At 55.2% G+C, this 14,752-nt stretch carries 14 protein-coding genes; 11 read left to right on the top strand and 3 right to left on the bottom strand.

Translation table 11 applies throughout. The features are described from left to right. Positions 1 to 104: 104 nt before the first annotated feature. From GJ632_RS01395 to GJ632_RS01385, 4 genes are all read left to right on the top strand, one after another. The gene (locus GJ632_RS01395; RefSeq protein WP_191451831.1) at positions 105 to 302 is read left to right on the top strand and encodes an AbrB/MazE/SpoVT family DNA-binding domain-containing protein; all 198 of its coding nucleotides are present in this window, start codon (positions 105 to 107) and stop codon (positions 300 to 302) included. Continuing rightward, on the top strand, positions 299 to 574 hold the full coding sequence (locus tag GJ632_RS21775; protein WP_197427806.1) for a hypothetical protein: 276 nt from the start codon (positions 299 to 301) through the stop codon (positions 572 to 574). The genes GJ632_RS01395 and GJ632_RS21775 overlap by 4 nt, the downstream gene beginning before the upstream one ends. Next, a complete protein-coding gene (locus GJ632_RS01390; protein WP_197427805.1) occupies positions 571 to 1,296 on the top strand; it encodes a recombinase family protein in 726 nt (241 codons plus the stop codon). Before GJ632_RS21775 ends, GJ632_RS01390 begins: the two co-directional genes overlap by 4 nt. Before the next feature lie 207 nt (positions 1,297 to 1,503). Continuing rightward, positions 1,504 to 1,707 carry a hypothetical protein gene (locus GJ632_RS01385; RefSeq protein WP_191451827.1) on the top strand — a complete coding sequence of 68 codons (204 nt, stop codon included), beginning with the start codon at positions 1,504 to 1,506 and terminating at the stop codon, positions 1,705 to 1,707. 27 nt (positions 1,708 to 1,734) lie between these two features. On the opposite strand, the gene GJ632_RS01380 is transcribed toward GJ632_RS01385, so the two are convergent. Then, the gene (locus GJ632_RS01380) at positions 1,735 to 2,280 is read right to left on the bottom strand and encodes a hypothetical protein (protein ID WP_191451825.1); all 546 of its coding nucleotides are present in this window, start codon (positions 2,278 to 2,280) and stop codon (positions 1,735 to 1,737) included. A 440-nt stretch (positions 2,281 to 2,720) separates the two neighbouring features. Between GJ632_RS01380 and GJ632_RS01375 the strand changes: the two genes are divergently transcribed. The 4 genes from GJ632_RS01375 (at position 2,721) to GJ632_RS01360 (ending at position 5,161) form a co-directional block, all read left to right on the top strand. Next, positions 2,721 to 2,903 (top strand): hypothetical protein, encoded by a 183-nt coding sequence (locus GJ632_RS01375; RefSeq protein WP_191451823.1) that lies wholly within the window; start codon positions 2,721 to 2,723, stop codon positions 2,901 to 2,903. Positions 2,904 to 3,660: 757 nt separating this feature from the next. Continuing rightward, positions 3,661 to 3,939 carry a DUF433 domain-containing protein gene (locus GJ632_RS01370; RefSeq protein WP_191451821.1) on the top strand — a complete coding sequence of 93 codons (279 nt, stop codon included), beginning with the start codon at positions 3,661 to 3,663 and terminating at the stop codon, positions 3,937 to 3,939. A gap of 192 nt (positions 3,940 to 4,131) precedes the next feature. Continuing rightward, positions 4,132 to 4,326 (top strand): hypothetical protein, encoded by a 195-nt coding sequence (locus GJ632_RS01365; protein WP_191451819.1) that lies wholly within the window; start codon positions 4,132 to 4,134, stop codon positions 4,324 to 4,326. Positions 4,327 to 4,741: 415 nt separating this feature from the next. Further along, on the top strand, positions 4,742 to 5,161 hold the full coding sequence (locus tag GJ632_RS01360) for a hypothetical protein (RefSeq protein WP_191451817.1): 420 nt from the start codon (positions 4,742 to 4,744) through the stop codon (positions 5,159 to 5,161). A gap of 1,196 nt (positions 5,162 to 6,357) precedes the next feature. On the opposite strand, the gene GJ632_RS01355 is transcribed toward GJ632_RS01360, so the two are convergent. Next, positions 6,358 to 7,185, bottom strand: a complete 828-nt coding sequence (locus GJ632_RS01355; protein WP_191451815.1) for a hypothetical protein — start codon at positions 7,183 to 7,185, stop codon at positions 6,358 to 6,360. Positions 7,186 to 7,869: 684 nt separating this feature from the next. Here GJ632_RS01355 and GJ632_RS01350 point away from each other — a divergent pair. Further along, on the top strand, positions 7,870 to 8,625 hold the full coding sequence (locus GJ632_RS01350; RefSeq protein ID WP_191451813.1) for a hypothetical protein: 756 nt from the start codon (positions 7,870 to 7,872) through the stop codon (positions 8,623 to 8,625). A 348-nt stretch (positions 8,626 to 8,973) separates the two neighbouring features. Beyond that, the gene (locus tag GJ632_RS01345; RefSeq protein WP_191451811.1) at positions 8,974 to 9,663 is read left to right on the top strand and encodes a ribonuclease H-like domain-containing protein; all 690 of its coding nucleotides are present in this window, start codon (positions 8,974 to 8,976) and stop codon (positions 9,661 to 9,663) included. A gap of 242 nt (positions 9,664 to 9,905) precedes the next feature. On the opposite strand, the gene GJ632_RS01340 is transcribed toward GJ632_RS01345, so the two are convergent. Next, positions 9,906 to 10,598 (bottom strand): hypothetical protein, encoded by a 693-nt coding sequence (locus GJ632_RS01340; RefSeq protein ID WP_191451810.1) that lies wholly within the window; start codon positions 10,596 to 10,598, stop codon positions 9,906 to 9,908. A 193-nt stretch (positions 10,599 to 10,791) separates the two neighbouring features. Between GJ632_RS01340 and GJ632_RS01335 the strand changes: the two genes are divergently transcribed. Further along, the gene (locus tag GJ632_RS01335; protein ID WP_191451807.1) at positions 10,792 to 14,595 is read left to right on the top strand and encodes a helicase-related protein; all 3,804 of its coding nucleotides are present in this window, start codon (positions 10,792 to 10,794) and stop codon (positions 14,593 to 14,595) included. The last annotated feature ends 157 nt before the right edge of the window (positions 14,596 to 14,752 follow it).

The following is a 14,752-nucleotide window of genomic DNA, read 5'->3' as shown; positions in this document are numbered from 1 at the left end:
ATGCAAACCCGGTCGAACCGGACATATCCGTTTCGGGTATCTCGAAAGTCGAAACACCCCCTAGGAGCACATATAGTAGTGCAACGTGTAGTACTAATCACGGTATGCCAAAATCAACCGTTACTGAGACCTCCTACGAGGTCAAGAACGACGATGGGTCTACCCGGGAGGTAACCCAGTACCGAACGACCGTTCCGAAGGCACTCGTCGAGGCGATGGGTCTCTCCGGGGCTGAACTGAGCTGGGAGGTGAACAGCGCCGACAGCCTCCGCGTGAGCGTAGTCGCTCGGGATAACGAATGAGATGCGGCGAGTGCGACCACGAATACTCGGGCGACGACCAGCCGAACTACTGCCCGGGGTGCGGCGTGGACTGGCGGACGAAGAATCTCGACGGCGTGGGCTGGCCACTCACCATCACGGTAGATCCGCGCGTTGACCTGCGCAATCTGATGAAGATGGAAACCGGTATCGAGTCATCCGACACGCTATGGTCGTTCTCGGACGACGTGGATGTCATCACCGAACTCGAAGTAAACCGAGACGGAATCTTCGAGGTGATGAGCGCACGATGAAGCGTGCTCGTGGATACGTCCGACTCTCCCGCAACAGTGAGACCTCCATCCAGAACCAAATCGATGACATCAAGGAGTACTGTGAGGGGCACGACAGGCTCGAACTCGACCACGTGTACAACGAAGGGCCGTACTCGTCTGGATGGGATGACTCCCGGGAGAAGTATCGGAAGATGCTGACCGACGCGGAGAACGGCGAGTTCGACGTGCTGGTTGTCGCCCACGGCTCCCGCCTCGGTCGGGATTCGCTGGAACGCATCGACGTATTCGGAGACATCAACAACAAGTGGGGTATGGAGTTCCATACGTACCACCGTGGATTCGTAGACCCCGCCCTGCCCGACAACATGCTGATGGAGGTATTCAGCGCGCTCTCCGATGACAAAGGCAAGGGTGCAGAATCTGAGCGACTCACACGGGCGATTAAGAAGAAGATCGAAGCTGGCTACTACCACGGTGCGCCGAAGTACGGCACCAAGTACTCGGACGACAAGACTGCGCTCGTCACCGGGGACGAGTTCGACACGGCCATCGACGTTCTTGACCGACGCTACGGGCACGGCGACTACGACGAACACTCGTATCGTCAGATTCGAGACGCTACCGGGTGCGACCTCGCTCGTATCAAACGCATTCTCGACAACGAGCACGTGTACCGCGCCATCGAGTCGGACGAGCGATGGATTCCCCGGGATACAGATGAAGCATCCGTCGAAGTATGAGGCTTGAATGACCCGTCTGGCGTCCGTGCGACGACTGCAGGATGACTAAATTCCTTGACCCGCCCCAGCGATGCCAGTTGAACTGGCTGTGCGTGGACTGCTACGTCGCGTCGTTCGACCCCACTTATCCACCAGATAGCTCACGAAACGTACTCTCTTTCGGGCCGAATTAAGGAGCGAGAATATTCATACCCAATTTCGTCGTCGATGATGACGCTGAACCTTTCCACGTTGATGACGGCCTGCTCGCGGGCATCGCCCGTGACATCCCCAGTTGCAGAACGACTTCTCCATTTCCCCGACGGTTCCGAGGGCGACAACCTCATTAACGAACTCGTCCACGTACACTCCGATGTGCAGGACAAAGCTCGGTCCAGAGACGATCTCGACGAGTTCGATATTCTCCGCTGAGTCCACAGCTACTTTCAGCGACGGTGACTACTCCGTCTCACGAGCCGCTTCCTGCTCCTGACGCCCTTCTCCTTCGGAGTCGTGGAAGTCTGTCAAAGCAACTCGGTACTGGGTCAGGATGTCTTCGACATCCATCGGATCTATGGAATCGATAATCAGTGTGAGCGTGGATGATGAGTCCTCTCCACCGATAATTTCTCCCGTATCCGTTGAATGCAGATATGTGATTCCGATGTCCTCCAGATACTCGGCGTATCCCTCGTGGTCGAATATCGTTCGCCCTAATCCCTCGCCGAAATTGAACAAAAGAGTGACCTGTGTCTGGCCCTCAACGACTCCAATCGGAGAGTACTTCTTCAAACCGTAAAGCCACCCTTCGCGCTCTTTAGAACGGATTCGATAGACTTGGATGAAGTAATGGTCGGTGACGAAACCCAGTGGCGGATCTGCAAGTCGATTGCGCAAGTGTTCCTCACGTTTGTACGCATCTGTGAGGACAGAATCCCTCCACGAGAGATACGCGAAGAGAGCGGCAAACGCGCTTGCAACAATCGCCACAATCTGCAGGAGCATCTATCTCGTCATCACGGACACGATACTCAATATTTCCCCTCCGATGCGATAAGCTACTCTTCGCAGTCGTCTTCGATGTCCGGGCTAACTCACACGCCGGTCTCCTCCGGTGGGACTCACCCCGGGGCAGACGTGGTGGTCTACAATCGGACCGCTGGATCAAATCGAAGACCCCGAATATCGTCGTCTGTTCGTAGACTTGCTCGCGGAGGAACGCCATTAACTGCGCTGGTTCGCATCACGGGGAGTTCGCTTCTCCCCGGCGGCATGGGCATCGGGCCCTCCAGTATCGTTCGGGGGCTGGCGAGCGTTTGACCGTCGCTCGCTCCCTTGAAACAGTGAGCATTCAGAACATCCGAACGTCGGAGCGGTACCTAGTGTGTGCGACGTTCACTATGATTCGAGGTAACACCGTTGCACTCGCTTCTCGTTGTCTCTGTATGGACTTAGACAAGTACGACGAGTTCTACGCTCGACTCGCCCGGGGTGAACGCGTCTCGCGACACGAGCACGAGATTCCGCCGGAGACGATGGCCGAACTCGAACGGCTTGACATCATCGAGCGCGACGACGAAGGGTACCATATCGCCGGGCCGATGTTCAACTTGTGGGAGCTATTTTGAACTGATCAAGCTGACCACACCCGATATGACCATATCTGGGAGTCGAAGGGACCTTTGCGCGCCTCCAGAACGCAAATACCTCCGATTCGAGGTAACAATACAGGTTATCCGGGCCCGTGTGAGCGGAAGTAGTGGTCCAACGCGTAGTTCATCAAGTGTTCAACAGGAGCAAAATGGGTGCTCGATCCAACGCCGAGTCAGCCCGGGCGACGTTAGTTCGGCTGGGGCCCATCCCCGCCACGGAGAGCGGGACGCTCGACGTACCGGATCCCATCAATCTCGACGACATCTGAGAGATCGAAGACACTGCGTTCGTCCGGGTGAACTGGAAGTTGCGACCAACATCGAAGATGCCATCGACGACCAGTGGCGCGTTGTCATCACGATGGGGCCGCACCGAGGGTACAACATTCACTATGACCTCAATCCCAGTTCGCACATCGTCTGCTTGGACTTTTACAGCGTGCGGCCTGCCACCGGAACGACCGCCAGCAAGTCATCACAGACATCCAGCAGGCATAGGACCTGTAGACTACCCTCTTACTCAGACCATTCTCCGACCTCCGGGTCGCCCCAGCTGACGATTGACCGCGCGGCGCTCTTTTGAGGGCTCGACGTGTACCGACGATGATGGTGAAGCGCTCCTCGTCCCCGAGGGAGTCCTCCGAGGTATCGACAACATCGCAAACGGCAATACGGCGACCAAGGAGGCCCTTCGAGACGTGCTGAAGTTCGGACGGGACTCAGAGGATAACGAATGACCATCGTCTCCGACGCCAACGTACGAAACGGCCAACCGCACACCGACGGCACGGATGTGACCGTCCAAGAGGTGTACGCGGCGTACGCCCGGGAAGGACTGGAACCCGCCGAGGTCGCGAGTGAGTATGGTATCTCACTCGCAGACGTGCATGAGGCGCTCGCGTACTATTACCGCCACGCTGAGCGGATGCGGGAGATGGAGGAAGACAGCGAGGTTGAGACACCACCGATAGATGAATTCATCAAGAAGAATCAGGACGCCGACGAACTCTGATGCCTGCTCCCCAAACCAGCAGTCTCGACACACTGTATGTGGTCGTGGCAGTTGGGACAACGTGCGGAGGGCTCGTCGCCCTCTCCGTCGGGGTCCGCTCGGAGGTGATGACTCCTATTGTGCTGGTCGGGGCCGTAGTCGTGGGCTTCATCAGCTTGTACTGGTTGTTCAGCGGCGGCGAGGGGCGAAGGGATGACGAGTGAGACAACCCGGGCACTTATCGTCGTCACGGCCACCCTCACGGTCGTTCTGAGTATCGCGTCGATGGTCGGTCTTCTGACCGGCAGACTTGTGACGGTCGCGACGCTTGGGATAATGTCGATAACTCTCGGACTGTTAGTATTCCAGATGTTTGATGTCCCGTGCGAGCGTTCCTATAACGCCTGATCCTCGTTCATCAAACCCACGCGCCTACTCCCCGTGCACAGTGCGCCCGACGTGAGCCGCGAGCATCAACCCGGGACACACCCCCAGTCAGAACTCTCCTATACCCACCCTTGCGAGAAGACTGGCCACACGTGTGCATGTAGAAGATGCGAGCAGGGCTGGGAAGCGGAGTACGATGACGTGGAGTAGACTCTCAACGGTAGACGGTTCAACCATCCACCACAACAGTGAATTGCGTGGGACGAGTCGCCATCTGGAAATCACGTCGCTGGTACGGATGCGACGCGGTGTACTGGATTGCTACAAATTGTAGCAAAACCTTAATACCTGCTCTTCCTAACTTTCGTATGGACAGCTCATACCTGATTGCTGATGAGACGTTTCTAAGTAACAAGGAGGCGCGGGCGTACGTCTTGTGGCACGACGGGATGTCGCCGGAGGCGTCGCAGACGCCCTTGACGTGGCCGAGAGCACGGCGTGGACGTACAAGTATCGCGTAAACGACAAAATCGACCGTGCACGACAGACGGTAACTCTCAAGGGTACGAACGAAGAGGGTGCATCGGTACGGCTGACCGACACGGAGACTGCTTTAGAGGATACATTCTTCAACACCAACGTTCGTGGGAACGACCGGGGTGCGAGCCGTGACCACGCGCTCTTGATGGTCAGAGCCCACCTGATGTACGAACATGAGGAGATGACGATGCAGGAGATAGCTGAGACGATAGAACAGACAGAGGATGAGGTTGACCGTTTACTTGGAGAGGCGGCGGCCATCAGGAACCGAGCGAAACGCACGTCGTCCCGTCTGAAACTGATTCCAACGCGGTAACTCTGTTCTTCCAAAACTACGTGAATGTCAAACCCTCTCAGCTTCTGTGGATTTGTCCGAGGTGGGCAGGGGTATTGGAGCCCCTCGGAAACCCTGAGCATGAGCGAAACCGGAACCGCTGAATGGTGAAAGGAGTCGGAGAAGGGCGGACGATCCCGCGATGGTCTGCCTCAACTCCGACCAACCATACCGTATTGAGTTCGACCCAGTAGATGGTAGATCTTCTGTTGCAGGCTTCTCCGCTCACCTGTCTCAAGCTTGTTAGCGAGCGGCGTCAATATTGCTACAATTTGTAGCACTTACTGCACCAGTAGGCGGTAACACACGGTTGGGAGCTTGGACGAGTACCTAATGGAGGTAGGAACCGCCGGGGCTGGGGCGACACGTCCTCAACGTCGCCTGAGTTTGCTTAATCCGATACGTATTCCGACCCCGGCCATCCCGTAGACTCTATCAACCGATATGCGTCTTATGCAAAGAGTGCCCCCTGTACAAGAGCCCGGACGACACACCCCGTTCAGACTGCTTTTCTTGCTGGGCATACTCAACCACCACCTTTCACGAGGGGGGAAGATGACCTCCGAGAACCACTATCCAGACCCAACAACTAATTGTTAGTCCAGCCAGACGCAAATCGGAGACAGAACAACGATTCAGGGCCTCTAACTCCATATTACTCACTTTTCGAGGGACTCTTCCGATACCCCCGCAAAACTAACAAAGTTGTTAGGTGCAGAATGGCTCCGATTGTCGGTGTGGAGGTACGAATTACGGTTTACGACGATAGACTCTCGGCTAACGGAGGCGGCAAATAGAGGGCTTCATGGGAATCGATGTATCGTTATTACTGAATTAGATGAACGAATATATAAACTTGTCTCCGGTCTCTCTCCTTCTCCCCCATCACCTAACAAAAACACCCTCCCCGCACCTACCAACTTTGTTAGATTTCGTTCGGCAGTGTAGTCGCTGGGAGTAGGTCAATTCTGCCTCGGAAACAGGATGCTCTAAAGGGAGTCACAGAACCGCTCTGTAGGCTGTGAAATATAACCTTCGGAGGTCGCAACACGTGGGGTAGAAAAGAGGTGGATTCGTTCAGGCCGCAACCGACTGGTCGTTCTGCTCGGCGGTCGAGGTATGTACCCAGTGCCACCTCTTAGTCTTCGGGAGCCCGGGAGAAAGAAATCCCTCAGAACCTAGTCGTAGAAGTACCGCATGATGCCCCCGGGCTTGTCCGAGGCCCGTTCGATGGCGGCTAGCCTACGTTCAAGTTCATTAACGCGTGCCCGCTCCGCTTCGAGTGCTTCTTTGAGTTCGTTGATACGCTCCGACGCGTTCTGGGAGACGTTCGACGCGCGCTGGGCGGTACTCTGCACGTCACGGAGGTCGGAACGCTTCGCGAAGTCACTCCGGTACTGCCGCTCGCGACGTTCAATCTGGTCTTCGATGTCGCTCGCCCGGTTAATGGAGGCCTCCTCGACGACCCCGATACGCTCGCTCAGAGAATCGTCCCAGTCAATCGCGAACACCTCGCGTTCGAGGTCTTGCACGCGTGAGCGGTTCTCCTTCGAGCGGTCGTTGATGGTACACTTCTCAGCTTGGAGTTTGTTGATGCGCTCACGCTGGGCGGTGGCAACGTCCATAGCTTCATCCGCGTCCTCGCCCGCCGCTCGTGCAGTATCGTCTACACGGTCAAGGTCCTCGCGAAGCTCGTCGATGCTCTCCGGCGTCGTGAGTTCTTCGCGATTACTCTTTACGAGCCCCGCGCCTGCGTCCGTGAGCGAGTAGATGTGTCGGTCGCTGATACCACCGGGGAGCTTCTCGGCCCTATAGACACAAACGAGCGCATCGTCACCGCAACCGAGACGTTCACGGATACGGTAGCGGACCCGCGCCTCATCGGACTCGGGTAACGCCCATGCGTCGCAGATGCCCTTGGCCGAGAGCAGGTCTTCGTCAAGTGCGAGGAGGATACGCTTGTCCAGTTTGTCGAGCGAGCGTACTGGCTCGGTTGTCGTCGCCATCACGTAACCGTCTACGTCGGGGAACCCTATTGGTATTAACATACGCCTGACACACACAAGCCGCCCGATTACACGGTTCTATACCATCTGTCAATAGCCCGTCTTCACTCACTTCCTCGTCCTGTTCATTTCCACGGGCTTTCGACAGGATGGGGCCAACCGCCGATAGAACTCTTGTGGATTCTGAGTTTTCGAAAAAGAAAAGAGTTCATCAGTTCTAGTCAAGCACCCGGGAGTGAGCGGGGCCTCCGATAGGCGGCGCAACCCGTCCTGATGCTACCCTGAGTAGGACTTCTCTAAGTGGACTGGGAGGTGCCGTCTCACTGAACACACCTGTCCACGCACGCACGTAGATGGTCGCCCGGGTTGCCCGCAACGCGCTGGGACACACCTCATTCAGAACGCCCCCTTCTAGACCCCATTACCGCTCCCTGCCACGCAAATCAAGTTTCTACCTCCGCATATCTGAGGGGGAATAAGAGCGAATTACGCCTCCCAGTCCCCTCTCCCACGATGAACAGTACACCACTTTTGGTCAACTACCCTCACAGTGGAAAATAGGAGCACCCATTATCCTCTACCGTATTATCGTGTCCAGAGGGACCATATCACATGAGCAGAGGATATGTATGGGATGCCAGTCTGAAACAGTTACGAAAGACCGGCAAATTCCGTATTAGTGACTTGCCCTTCGAGAAGGGGGAGCGATATACTGTCCGCCGCGTCCTCCGTGAGATGGAGTCGATGGGTTGGCTTGCACGGGAGAGTCCTCGGGCCGCAACGTGGCGAATGGGTGAACAGGCGAAGCTTCATCTAAACGTCTCATCAGACCTCATCCGAGAGTCGTGGCGTGGGAGAACGATGGATACGGGACTGGCTTCACTGGAGGAGTACTGGCAGGAAGTCGGTGTCAAGGGCGTCAGACCGGCTCTTGGTGGTCCAGAATCTCTCGTTAATCGATTCGAGGAGTATGTTCGAGAGGGACTCCTGAATGTGTACCGCTACGAGATAGATAAGCGACGGGCTCAGAGGCGAGAAATCGAGCGTCTCGAACACGAGATTAAGAGCGCGGAGTGGGACAATACTGGAAGTTCGACACACCAGCATATGATGGCGGTCGTCTGCTGGCACGTCGCGGAAGATCTCGGGCGTGATTACGTAGTCGGTCGAGAGTACCAAGCAAGCGGCCAGTACTTCGATGTCGCAGACAGTCGTTGTCTCCTCCCCTTTGAGGTGGGTACGTACGGCGAGAACGTGAAACTGGAAACACTCTTTCAGGCCGGAGCATTCAGACGTACGTTCAAGTACGACAAGCCGGAGCCAAACGGTATCGGACGTGTTGCATTCGTACCGTATCCCGACGTGAAGTCCACTGCGAAAAAGCCCGACACGACCTTTCCGGTATTCGTGTTCACCAAGGAGTGGATGACCGAATTGTAGATGGGCGAACGTCGTCCTGACTACTTTTCTTGGATAATCTGGTTCGGGAATGTAGGAAGATAGCGAGTGGGCCCGAGCGAGAATATCAGGTGAGTGCAGAGGAGTTCCACGTGATGCAGGCAACTAGGAAGTGGACAAGTACGTGTGGGGCAACGCAAACGCGGGTGCCGCGCTTGAAGAGGACGTGGAGTGAACTCTAATTTCCCGGTTACCCCTTGTTTCACTTCCACTCAACCTAGTGTGGTCAGATGTTCGCACCGCCCACCGAATGAGTTAACCAAATATTGAAAATCTATCACTTCCGCTGTACAGGGAGCACCTATTCTCCCGGGTTTCGTCCACCCGAGCATGGCAAAGGAACCGCTTGAACCAATCGCGTTCGACATCGAGACTCAAGGACTCCTGATGCGCGACGAGATTACAGTCGCTGGTCTCCGGCTTCCGCTGGGAGCACTCATACTCCTGAATTCTAACGGACGAACTGTTTCTGACCGGCTGGAAGAGCGCGTGCGGGAGGAGAGCGGGCTTGATGCGATAAGTCTCCACGTCTGTGACGGTGAGGAGGAATTACTGACCCGACTGCGCGATGAGGCTAATGAGCGCATTCGCGGCAAGAATCGGATGTTGGTCGCGTTCAACGGAGAGACGTGGCGGGGTGGGTTCGACCTATCGTTCTTGCGAACCAGATGCGGGTTCAACGAGGTGCCGTGGCCGTTCGACGACATTCCCTACGCGGACCTGATGCCTATCGTCCAGAAGCGTGTGAACACGACAGTGGATAGCAAGGACAGTCCTACCGAAATTGGGGACCTGTGCGGCGCGTACGACGCGCTCATCGGCGGCGACCACTGCGACCCCTATGAGGACTCCAGCGAAGCAGTTACGGCGGACTATGATGGGGATTGGGAGTCGCTCGTTCTCCACAACGTCGCGGACATCGACCGTACTCAGCAACTCGCGGACTGGATGCAACGCTATGTCCCGGCGTCGGACTTCAAGCTGAAGAATCTCGGGCCACCGTGCAGTAGACGCTGGTGACGAGAAGGCCCAACGAAGATGCGAGCATTCAATATGGGCAATTTCGTGGGTTCAGTTGGCGGAGACCCATTCCAACGCATCCTCAACAACTCCGTCATCTTACAATTCAGACGTATCTACCAGACAAGCTTGAGCTACCACGAGTAGTTACAACTCAAGTTCTTCAGAGAACAGGCCCGCAACTGTAAACAATACATCGATATTCGACTACCAGTTACATCTGGTTGAACAGGGTAGATTGCTTATTCCATGAATACGATCGCCACGTCAAATGGGTCGTGAGCGTTCCAGAGATCGTCTTCGTCGATGATTTGTTCAGCGAGGTCGTTGTGAAGGAGCTGAATAGATCTCGTGATTGCGCAGGTAGTCTCGTCTGTCCATGTGCCGGTACTGAACTTTCTCACAATCCCGTTCAAGGGTTCGTTGCCTGCAATAACCACATAATCCTCACCTTCTCCTATCACCTCAATTGATTCAGAAGCAAGGTCAATCTCTTTTTGAAACTCTATTTGTGTGTCATAGGCAGTGTAAAACAGGATTTCGTGTCTACCAGCGAAGTGCCGACAGAGAAGGTTGTTGAGCGTAGCTTCATCGGTAACCGGACGAGGTGTCTCGGCCTTACTGGAACTGCAATTACTATCACCAGCGCCAGTCACTATGATTCGATTTTGATCCTCGTTGTTCGGAAGTTTATCATCCATCGCGAACTCCCAGCGAATATCCGCTTCGGTGAGAGCCGCCTGTTGACTGACGTCGATGAATCCGTTAGACGCAGTAGGAAACACGATTACTCCCTGATTGTGGTCGCAAACGGTGAGGTCACTTAGTTCGAAGTGTGGGATCGGAGTCTCAACACTCCCAAGAACAAGCTCAACAGTGGTGCGGAGGTTGTTCATTAGTGACTGGTTGTTGGAGTGTTCGGTTTCGGAGACCATACTCTCAGTCAGGACGAGATATTTATAAGGCTTCTTCCAGTTTTGATCCCGGGTTACGTTCCCCGTGACACGATTGCCAGTTTGCTAGCTATTCTCGAATGAATCTCAACACGCCAAGCCGAACCGGGCCGAGAGACGCTACTCAATTTTAAGAAACATTAACAGTCCAATCCCTCCTGTGACCCGACAAGAGATGCTCGCCCTCGACCCGCTTGTTGATAACACCGACTCCAAACTCGAAGACGTCTACAGGAAGATTATTCGAGAGTGCGAAGAGGTTCGTATCGCAACTGGCTACTTCTACCTATCTGGGTTCGACCTGTACAAAGACGATCTCGATAATCTGGCTGACCCAGATGAACTAGAGTCCGCGCCCTTGCGAATTCTAATGGGACGACAGACGGATCAGAGAACAGCAGGCGAAATCGAAGAGGGGCAGAACTTGCGAGACAAGTTCAAGACCGAGCTAAAAAATGACATCACGAATCTGAACAACGCCCAACTAGACCGTCTCGACCGACTTCGTGATTTCATCGCAGACGGACTTGTTGACGTCCGCGTTCGTGCCCCGGAGCAGGGCTACTTCCACGCAAAGGGGGCGAGCTTCCGAGCCGCTTCAGACGATCCAGCCGCACGTGAGGGAGACGAAGATAAGCGTGCAACAGCTACTGTAGTGGGGTCGTCAAACTTCTCTCAGACAGGGCATCGAAACAACATCGAACTCAATCTCACCAGCCAAGAGCGTGGCGACGCAGAGGCCTTCGAACGCTGGTACGACAACCAGTGGGCAAACGCCGAGGAGTTCAGCGAAGAAGTCGTCAAGGTCATCGAGAACAGCGGACGCTATCAGGACTGGAAAGACCAACAAGAGGAGAAAGAAAACGACGAAACGAGCGAAGAGCTGGGAACCTACCTCGAACCTTTCGAACTGTACAAGCTCCTCGCCTACGACACACTGGGAGGGAACGTTGGAACGCGTGATAGTCCGCTATATTACTTCCAAACCATCGGGTACGAGAGTGCCCGGGAGAAGCTCGCGCAGTACAACGGCTGTATCATCTCCGATTCGGTCGGGCTCGGCAAGTCCTTCATCGGAGGCGAGTTGCTGTACGATTACCGTCAGCAGGGAGACCGCTGTCTCCTCCTCGTCCCAGCGAATCTTACCGACCAGTGGATGACACTCCTACAGGACGACACAGACGAAGAGGGAAAGCCGTACTTCGGGCTGGAGGTGGACGGTACCCATCTCGAAGTGATGAGCATCAGCAAGTTCCAGAACCTCGAACACGAGGAGGTACAGGATCTCCGCGATGAGTTCGAGGTTGTCCTCATCGACGAAGCCCACCGCTTCCGCAATCACGGGAAGTGGCGACCCCAACCCGACCACGAGGATGATTATAAGGGGACTCGTCGCCACGCCAACCTGCGTCTGCTTCGCGGAAAGACGATGATTATGCTGACTGCGACGCCCATCAACAATTCCGCGACCGACCTCAAGAACCTCATCAGTCTGTTCACAGGAGAGGACGAGATTCGAAACAAGTCCGGCTACAACTTCGGTGCGTTCGGCGACTACATCGAGTTGTCTGCTGAACGGAAGAAAACCGCCGCTGGAAAGGAGGAAGTCAGCGACGAAGAACAGCAGAACCTCACCAGTCAACTCCAACAGAAGTCCGAAGAAATTTCGAACATTTTGAACGAGGTGATGGTCCTGCGGACGCGCAAGCACGTCAAGGACAAAATCCTCGATGACGAGGACCTCGAAATGAGTTTCAAACCGCCCGAGGTTCACAAGGAGCAGTACTCACTCCCGGACGCCTACCAACCCATCTACAATTACCTGCCGGACGTGATGGACGCGCTCCACCTTCCCCACATCACTATCAAGAACCCGCAGGCTGGCAGTACGCTCAAAGCACTCTACAAGCTCAACCTGCTGAAGAGGTTGGAGTCGTCAACGTACGCATTCGTCCAGTCTGTCCAGACACTCCACGAAAGCGAGCGCACGCTCCTCGGCCTACTGGAGAGTCTCCCTGAGGAAGAGAAGATCGACAAGTTGCGGGCGGTACAAGACGGTGAAGAGGCGGTCACGCTCGAAGATTTCGTCGAGGACGAGGAAACCGCCGAGGACATCGAGCAAACACTCGAAGAGTTCGGCTTCGATACTGAGGCAGTCCGCGCAGATGGTGGGGACGCCACTGAGCAAGACGAACTCGCAGATGCGACGGTGGCCGAGGTCAAGACATACATCCGCGAGGACCTCACCCTCCTCGCGTACTTTCTCCAACTGTTCATAGGCGACGTGGCCAAGCATGGCGGCGACGTGAGTGACCAGTCGGTCACAGTCCGTCAGTGGCTCCACGACCACCACGCTGGCGTACTGCCGGAGCTTTCGGAGGACGAGCAGAACCCACTCCTGTATCCTCGGAGTGACCTGAGTGAAGCCGACGAATTCACGCGTGACTTCTACGAAGCGGTGTTCCGCCTCCGCGAGTTCCGCGATCCGAAGATCGACGAACTCGCTAAGGTTCTCCAGAACAACGAAGGGAAAGTTCTCATCTTCACCCAATACCGTGCGACCGCCGATTACGTCTACCGCACGCTCCGCGACAACCAGAACTCACCGCTGACGAGCGACAACAGCGCCGTGGTCAAGGGTGGTGACGACAATAAGCAGGACATAGTACGGCGATTTGCACCCGATGCGGCAGGGTATCAGGAGACACTCTCGGAGTCCGGGGAGAACGAACTCACCTATGTCGTCGCAACCGACACGCTGAGTGAGGGGGTGAATCTGCAGGACATTCATCGAGTCGTGAACTATGACCTCCCGTGGAATCCGATGCGCATCGTTCAGCGCGTCGGGCGCATCGACCGCATCGGTTCGACGGCAGACAAGCACGTCCACAACTTCTATCCCGACGGCGACATCGAGGCGGCCATCAAACTTCTCAAGCGTCTGCAGGCGAAAATTAACGACATCGCTCTCATCGTCGGCAAGGAAAATAACATCCTTGACCCGAACGAAGACCAGATTCTCGAACGGGCGGGCGTCGAGACTCAGAAGACTATCGGGGAGCTAGAAGTCGAGGAGATCGAGAAGTCTCTGCGAAAATCTCGTGAGGTCGACGACTACAACGAACTGGATGACACCTCCACGAACCCTCTTCTCCGCAACGCCGGAAGTAACGAGGATGAGGCGTTCGAGCGGTATCTACTCAAACAAGAGTTGAATATCGATTATGGCCTTGATATGGACGACTTCGAGTACGCAGAGGAATACTTTGACGAACTACCCGGTAACCGAGAGTTTCACTATACTCACGTCTCCCGGTCAGCAAGTGGACCGCGACCCGGGGTATTCGCTCTCGCGCATATGTGGTTTGACGACGGATCTGATGCACCTCTCGGGCGCACCCGACGAGCATTTTATTATCTCCCGTTCGGCGATAACGAGGTGAGAGAACCCTCGGTGCGGATGCTCAAGATTTCGCCAAAGGACGATGGTGAACCACTCTCAGGCGACGTGAGCGAGTTGCTTGACGAACGTGAAGCCATCGAGAACCACTTGAACGACCGACTCTCGTCGATTCGAACAACTCAAAAAAGAGGCGAATTCGAGCAAGGGGACTCGTTCTCGAAAGAACAGGAGACACTTATCCAATATCTCCAGCATCTGCGCGACAATTCTTCAGGAGCTTTGAGCGAGCCGATTGGTGAGATTGAAACAGTTAGCCAGCGCGCTGAACAGCTCCGAAATCGGCTTACGGACGTTAAACTTCAGAATACGGACGAGGACCGACTCCTTCGAGAGCGGTTCCGCAACCACTCCGAATACGACCGCCTCATGGCGTGGCCGGTTGAAGAGTTATTCGACGAGGTTGAGCAGTTCCTTGAGGAGGTGATTGGCGAATCAACCGAGTATCAAGACACGCTGGTGAAAGCCGATGACGTTCACGCACGACTGCTCTGTTGGGGCGTAATGGGAGTCAATTAGCAGTAGGTAGCACCGTTCCGTACGGCCCAACTTCCTACTACGGGATGAGAAGTTCGTCCATAAATGTGTGTGACTATTCATTATTTACAAAATGGATGTCTTTTTGATAACACTCCAGAGAGTGGAAGCGAAGTCCCTGTGCGATTTATCCTCTTAA

This window comes from Halogeometricum sp. CBA1124 (assembly GCF_009741955.1).
In the GTDB taxonomy this organism is placed as follows: Archaea; Halobacteriota; Halobacteria; order Halobacteriales; family Haloferacaceae; genus Halogeometricum; species Halogeometricum rufum.
Note: the sequence above shows the minus strand (reverse complement) of the source record. Positions and strands in the feature narration are given on the sequence as shown.

Coding starts and splice junctions, on each gene's coding strand:
- GJ632_RS01380 (WP_191451825.1), bottom strand. CDS start 2,280: ATGCTCCTGCAGATTGTGGCGATTGTTGCAAGCGCGTTTGCCGCTCTC.
- GJ632_RS21775 (WP_197427806.1), top strand. CDS start 299: ATGAGATGCGGCGAGTGCGACCACGAATACTCGGGCGACGACCAGCCG.
- GJ632_RS01395 (WP_191451831.1), top strand. CDS start 105: ATGCCAAAATCAACCGTTACTGAGACCTCCTACGAGGTCAAGAACGAC.
- GJ632_RS01390 (WP_197427805.1), top strand. CDS start 571: ATGAAGCGTGCTCGTGGATACGTCCGACTCTCCCGCAACAGTGAGACC.
- GJ632_RS01385 (WP_191451827.1), top strand. CDS start 1,504: ATGATGACGCTGAACCTTTCCACGTTGATGACGGCCTGCTCGCGGGCA.
- GJ632_RS01370 (WP_191451821.1), top strand. CDS start 3,661: ATGACCATCGTCTCCGACGCCAACGTACGAAACGGCCAACCGCACACC.
- GJ632_RS01340 (WP_191451810.1), bottom strand. CDS start 10,598: ATGGTCTCCGAAACCGAACACTCCAACAACCAGTCACTAATGAACAAC.
- GJ632_RS01335 (WP_191451807.1), top strand. CDS start 10,792: ATGCTCGCCCTCGACCCGCTTGTTGATAACACCGACTCCAAACTCGAA.
- GJ632_RS01375 (WP_191451823.1), top strand. CDS start 2,721: ATGGACTTAGACAAGTACGACGAGTTCTACGCTCGACTCGCCCGGGGT.
- GJ632_RS01345 (WP_191451811.1), top strand. CDS start 8,974: ATGGCAAAGGAACCGCTTGAACCAATCGCGTTCGACATCGAGACTCAA.
- GJ632_RS01355 (WP_191451815.1), bottom strand. CDS start 7,185: ATGGCGACGACAACCGAGCCAGTACGCTCGCTCGACAAACTGGACAAG.
- GJ632_RS01365 (WP_191451819.1), top strand. CDS start 4,132: ATGACGAGTGAGACAACCCGGGCACTTATCGTCGTCACGGCCACCCTC.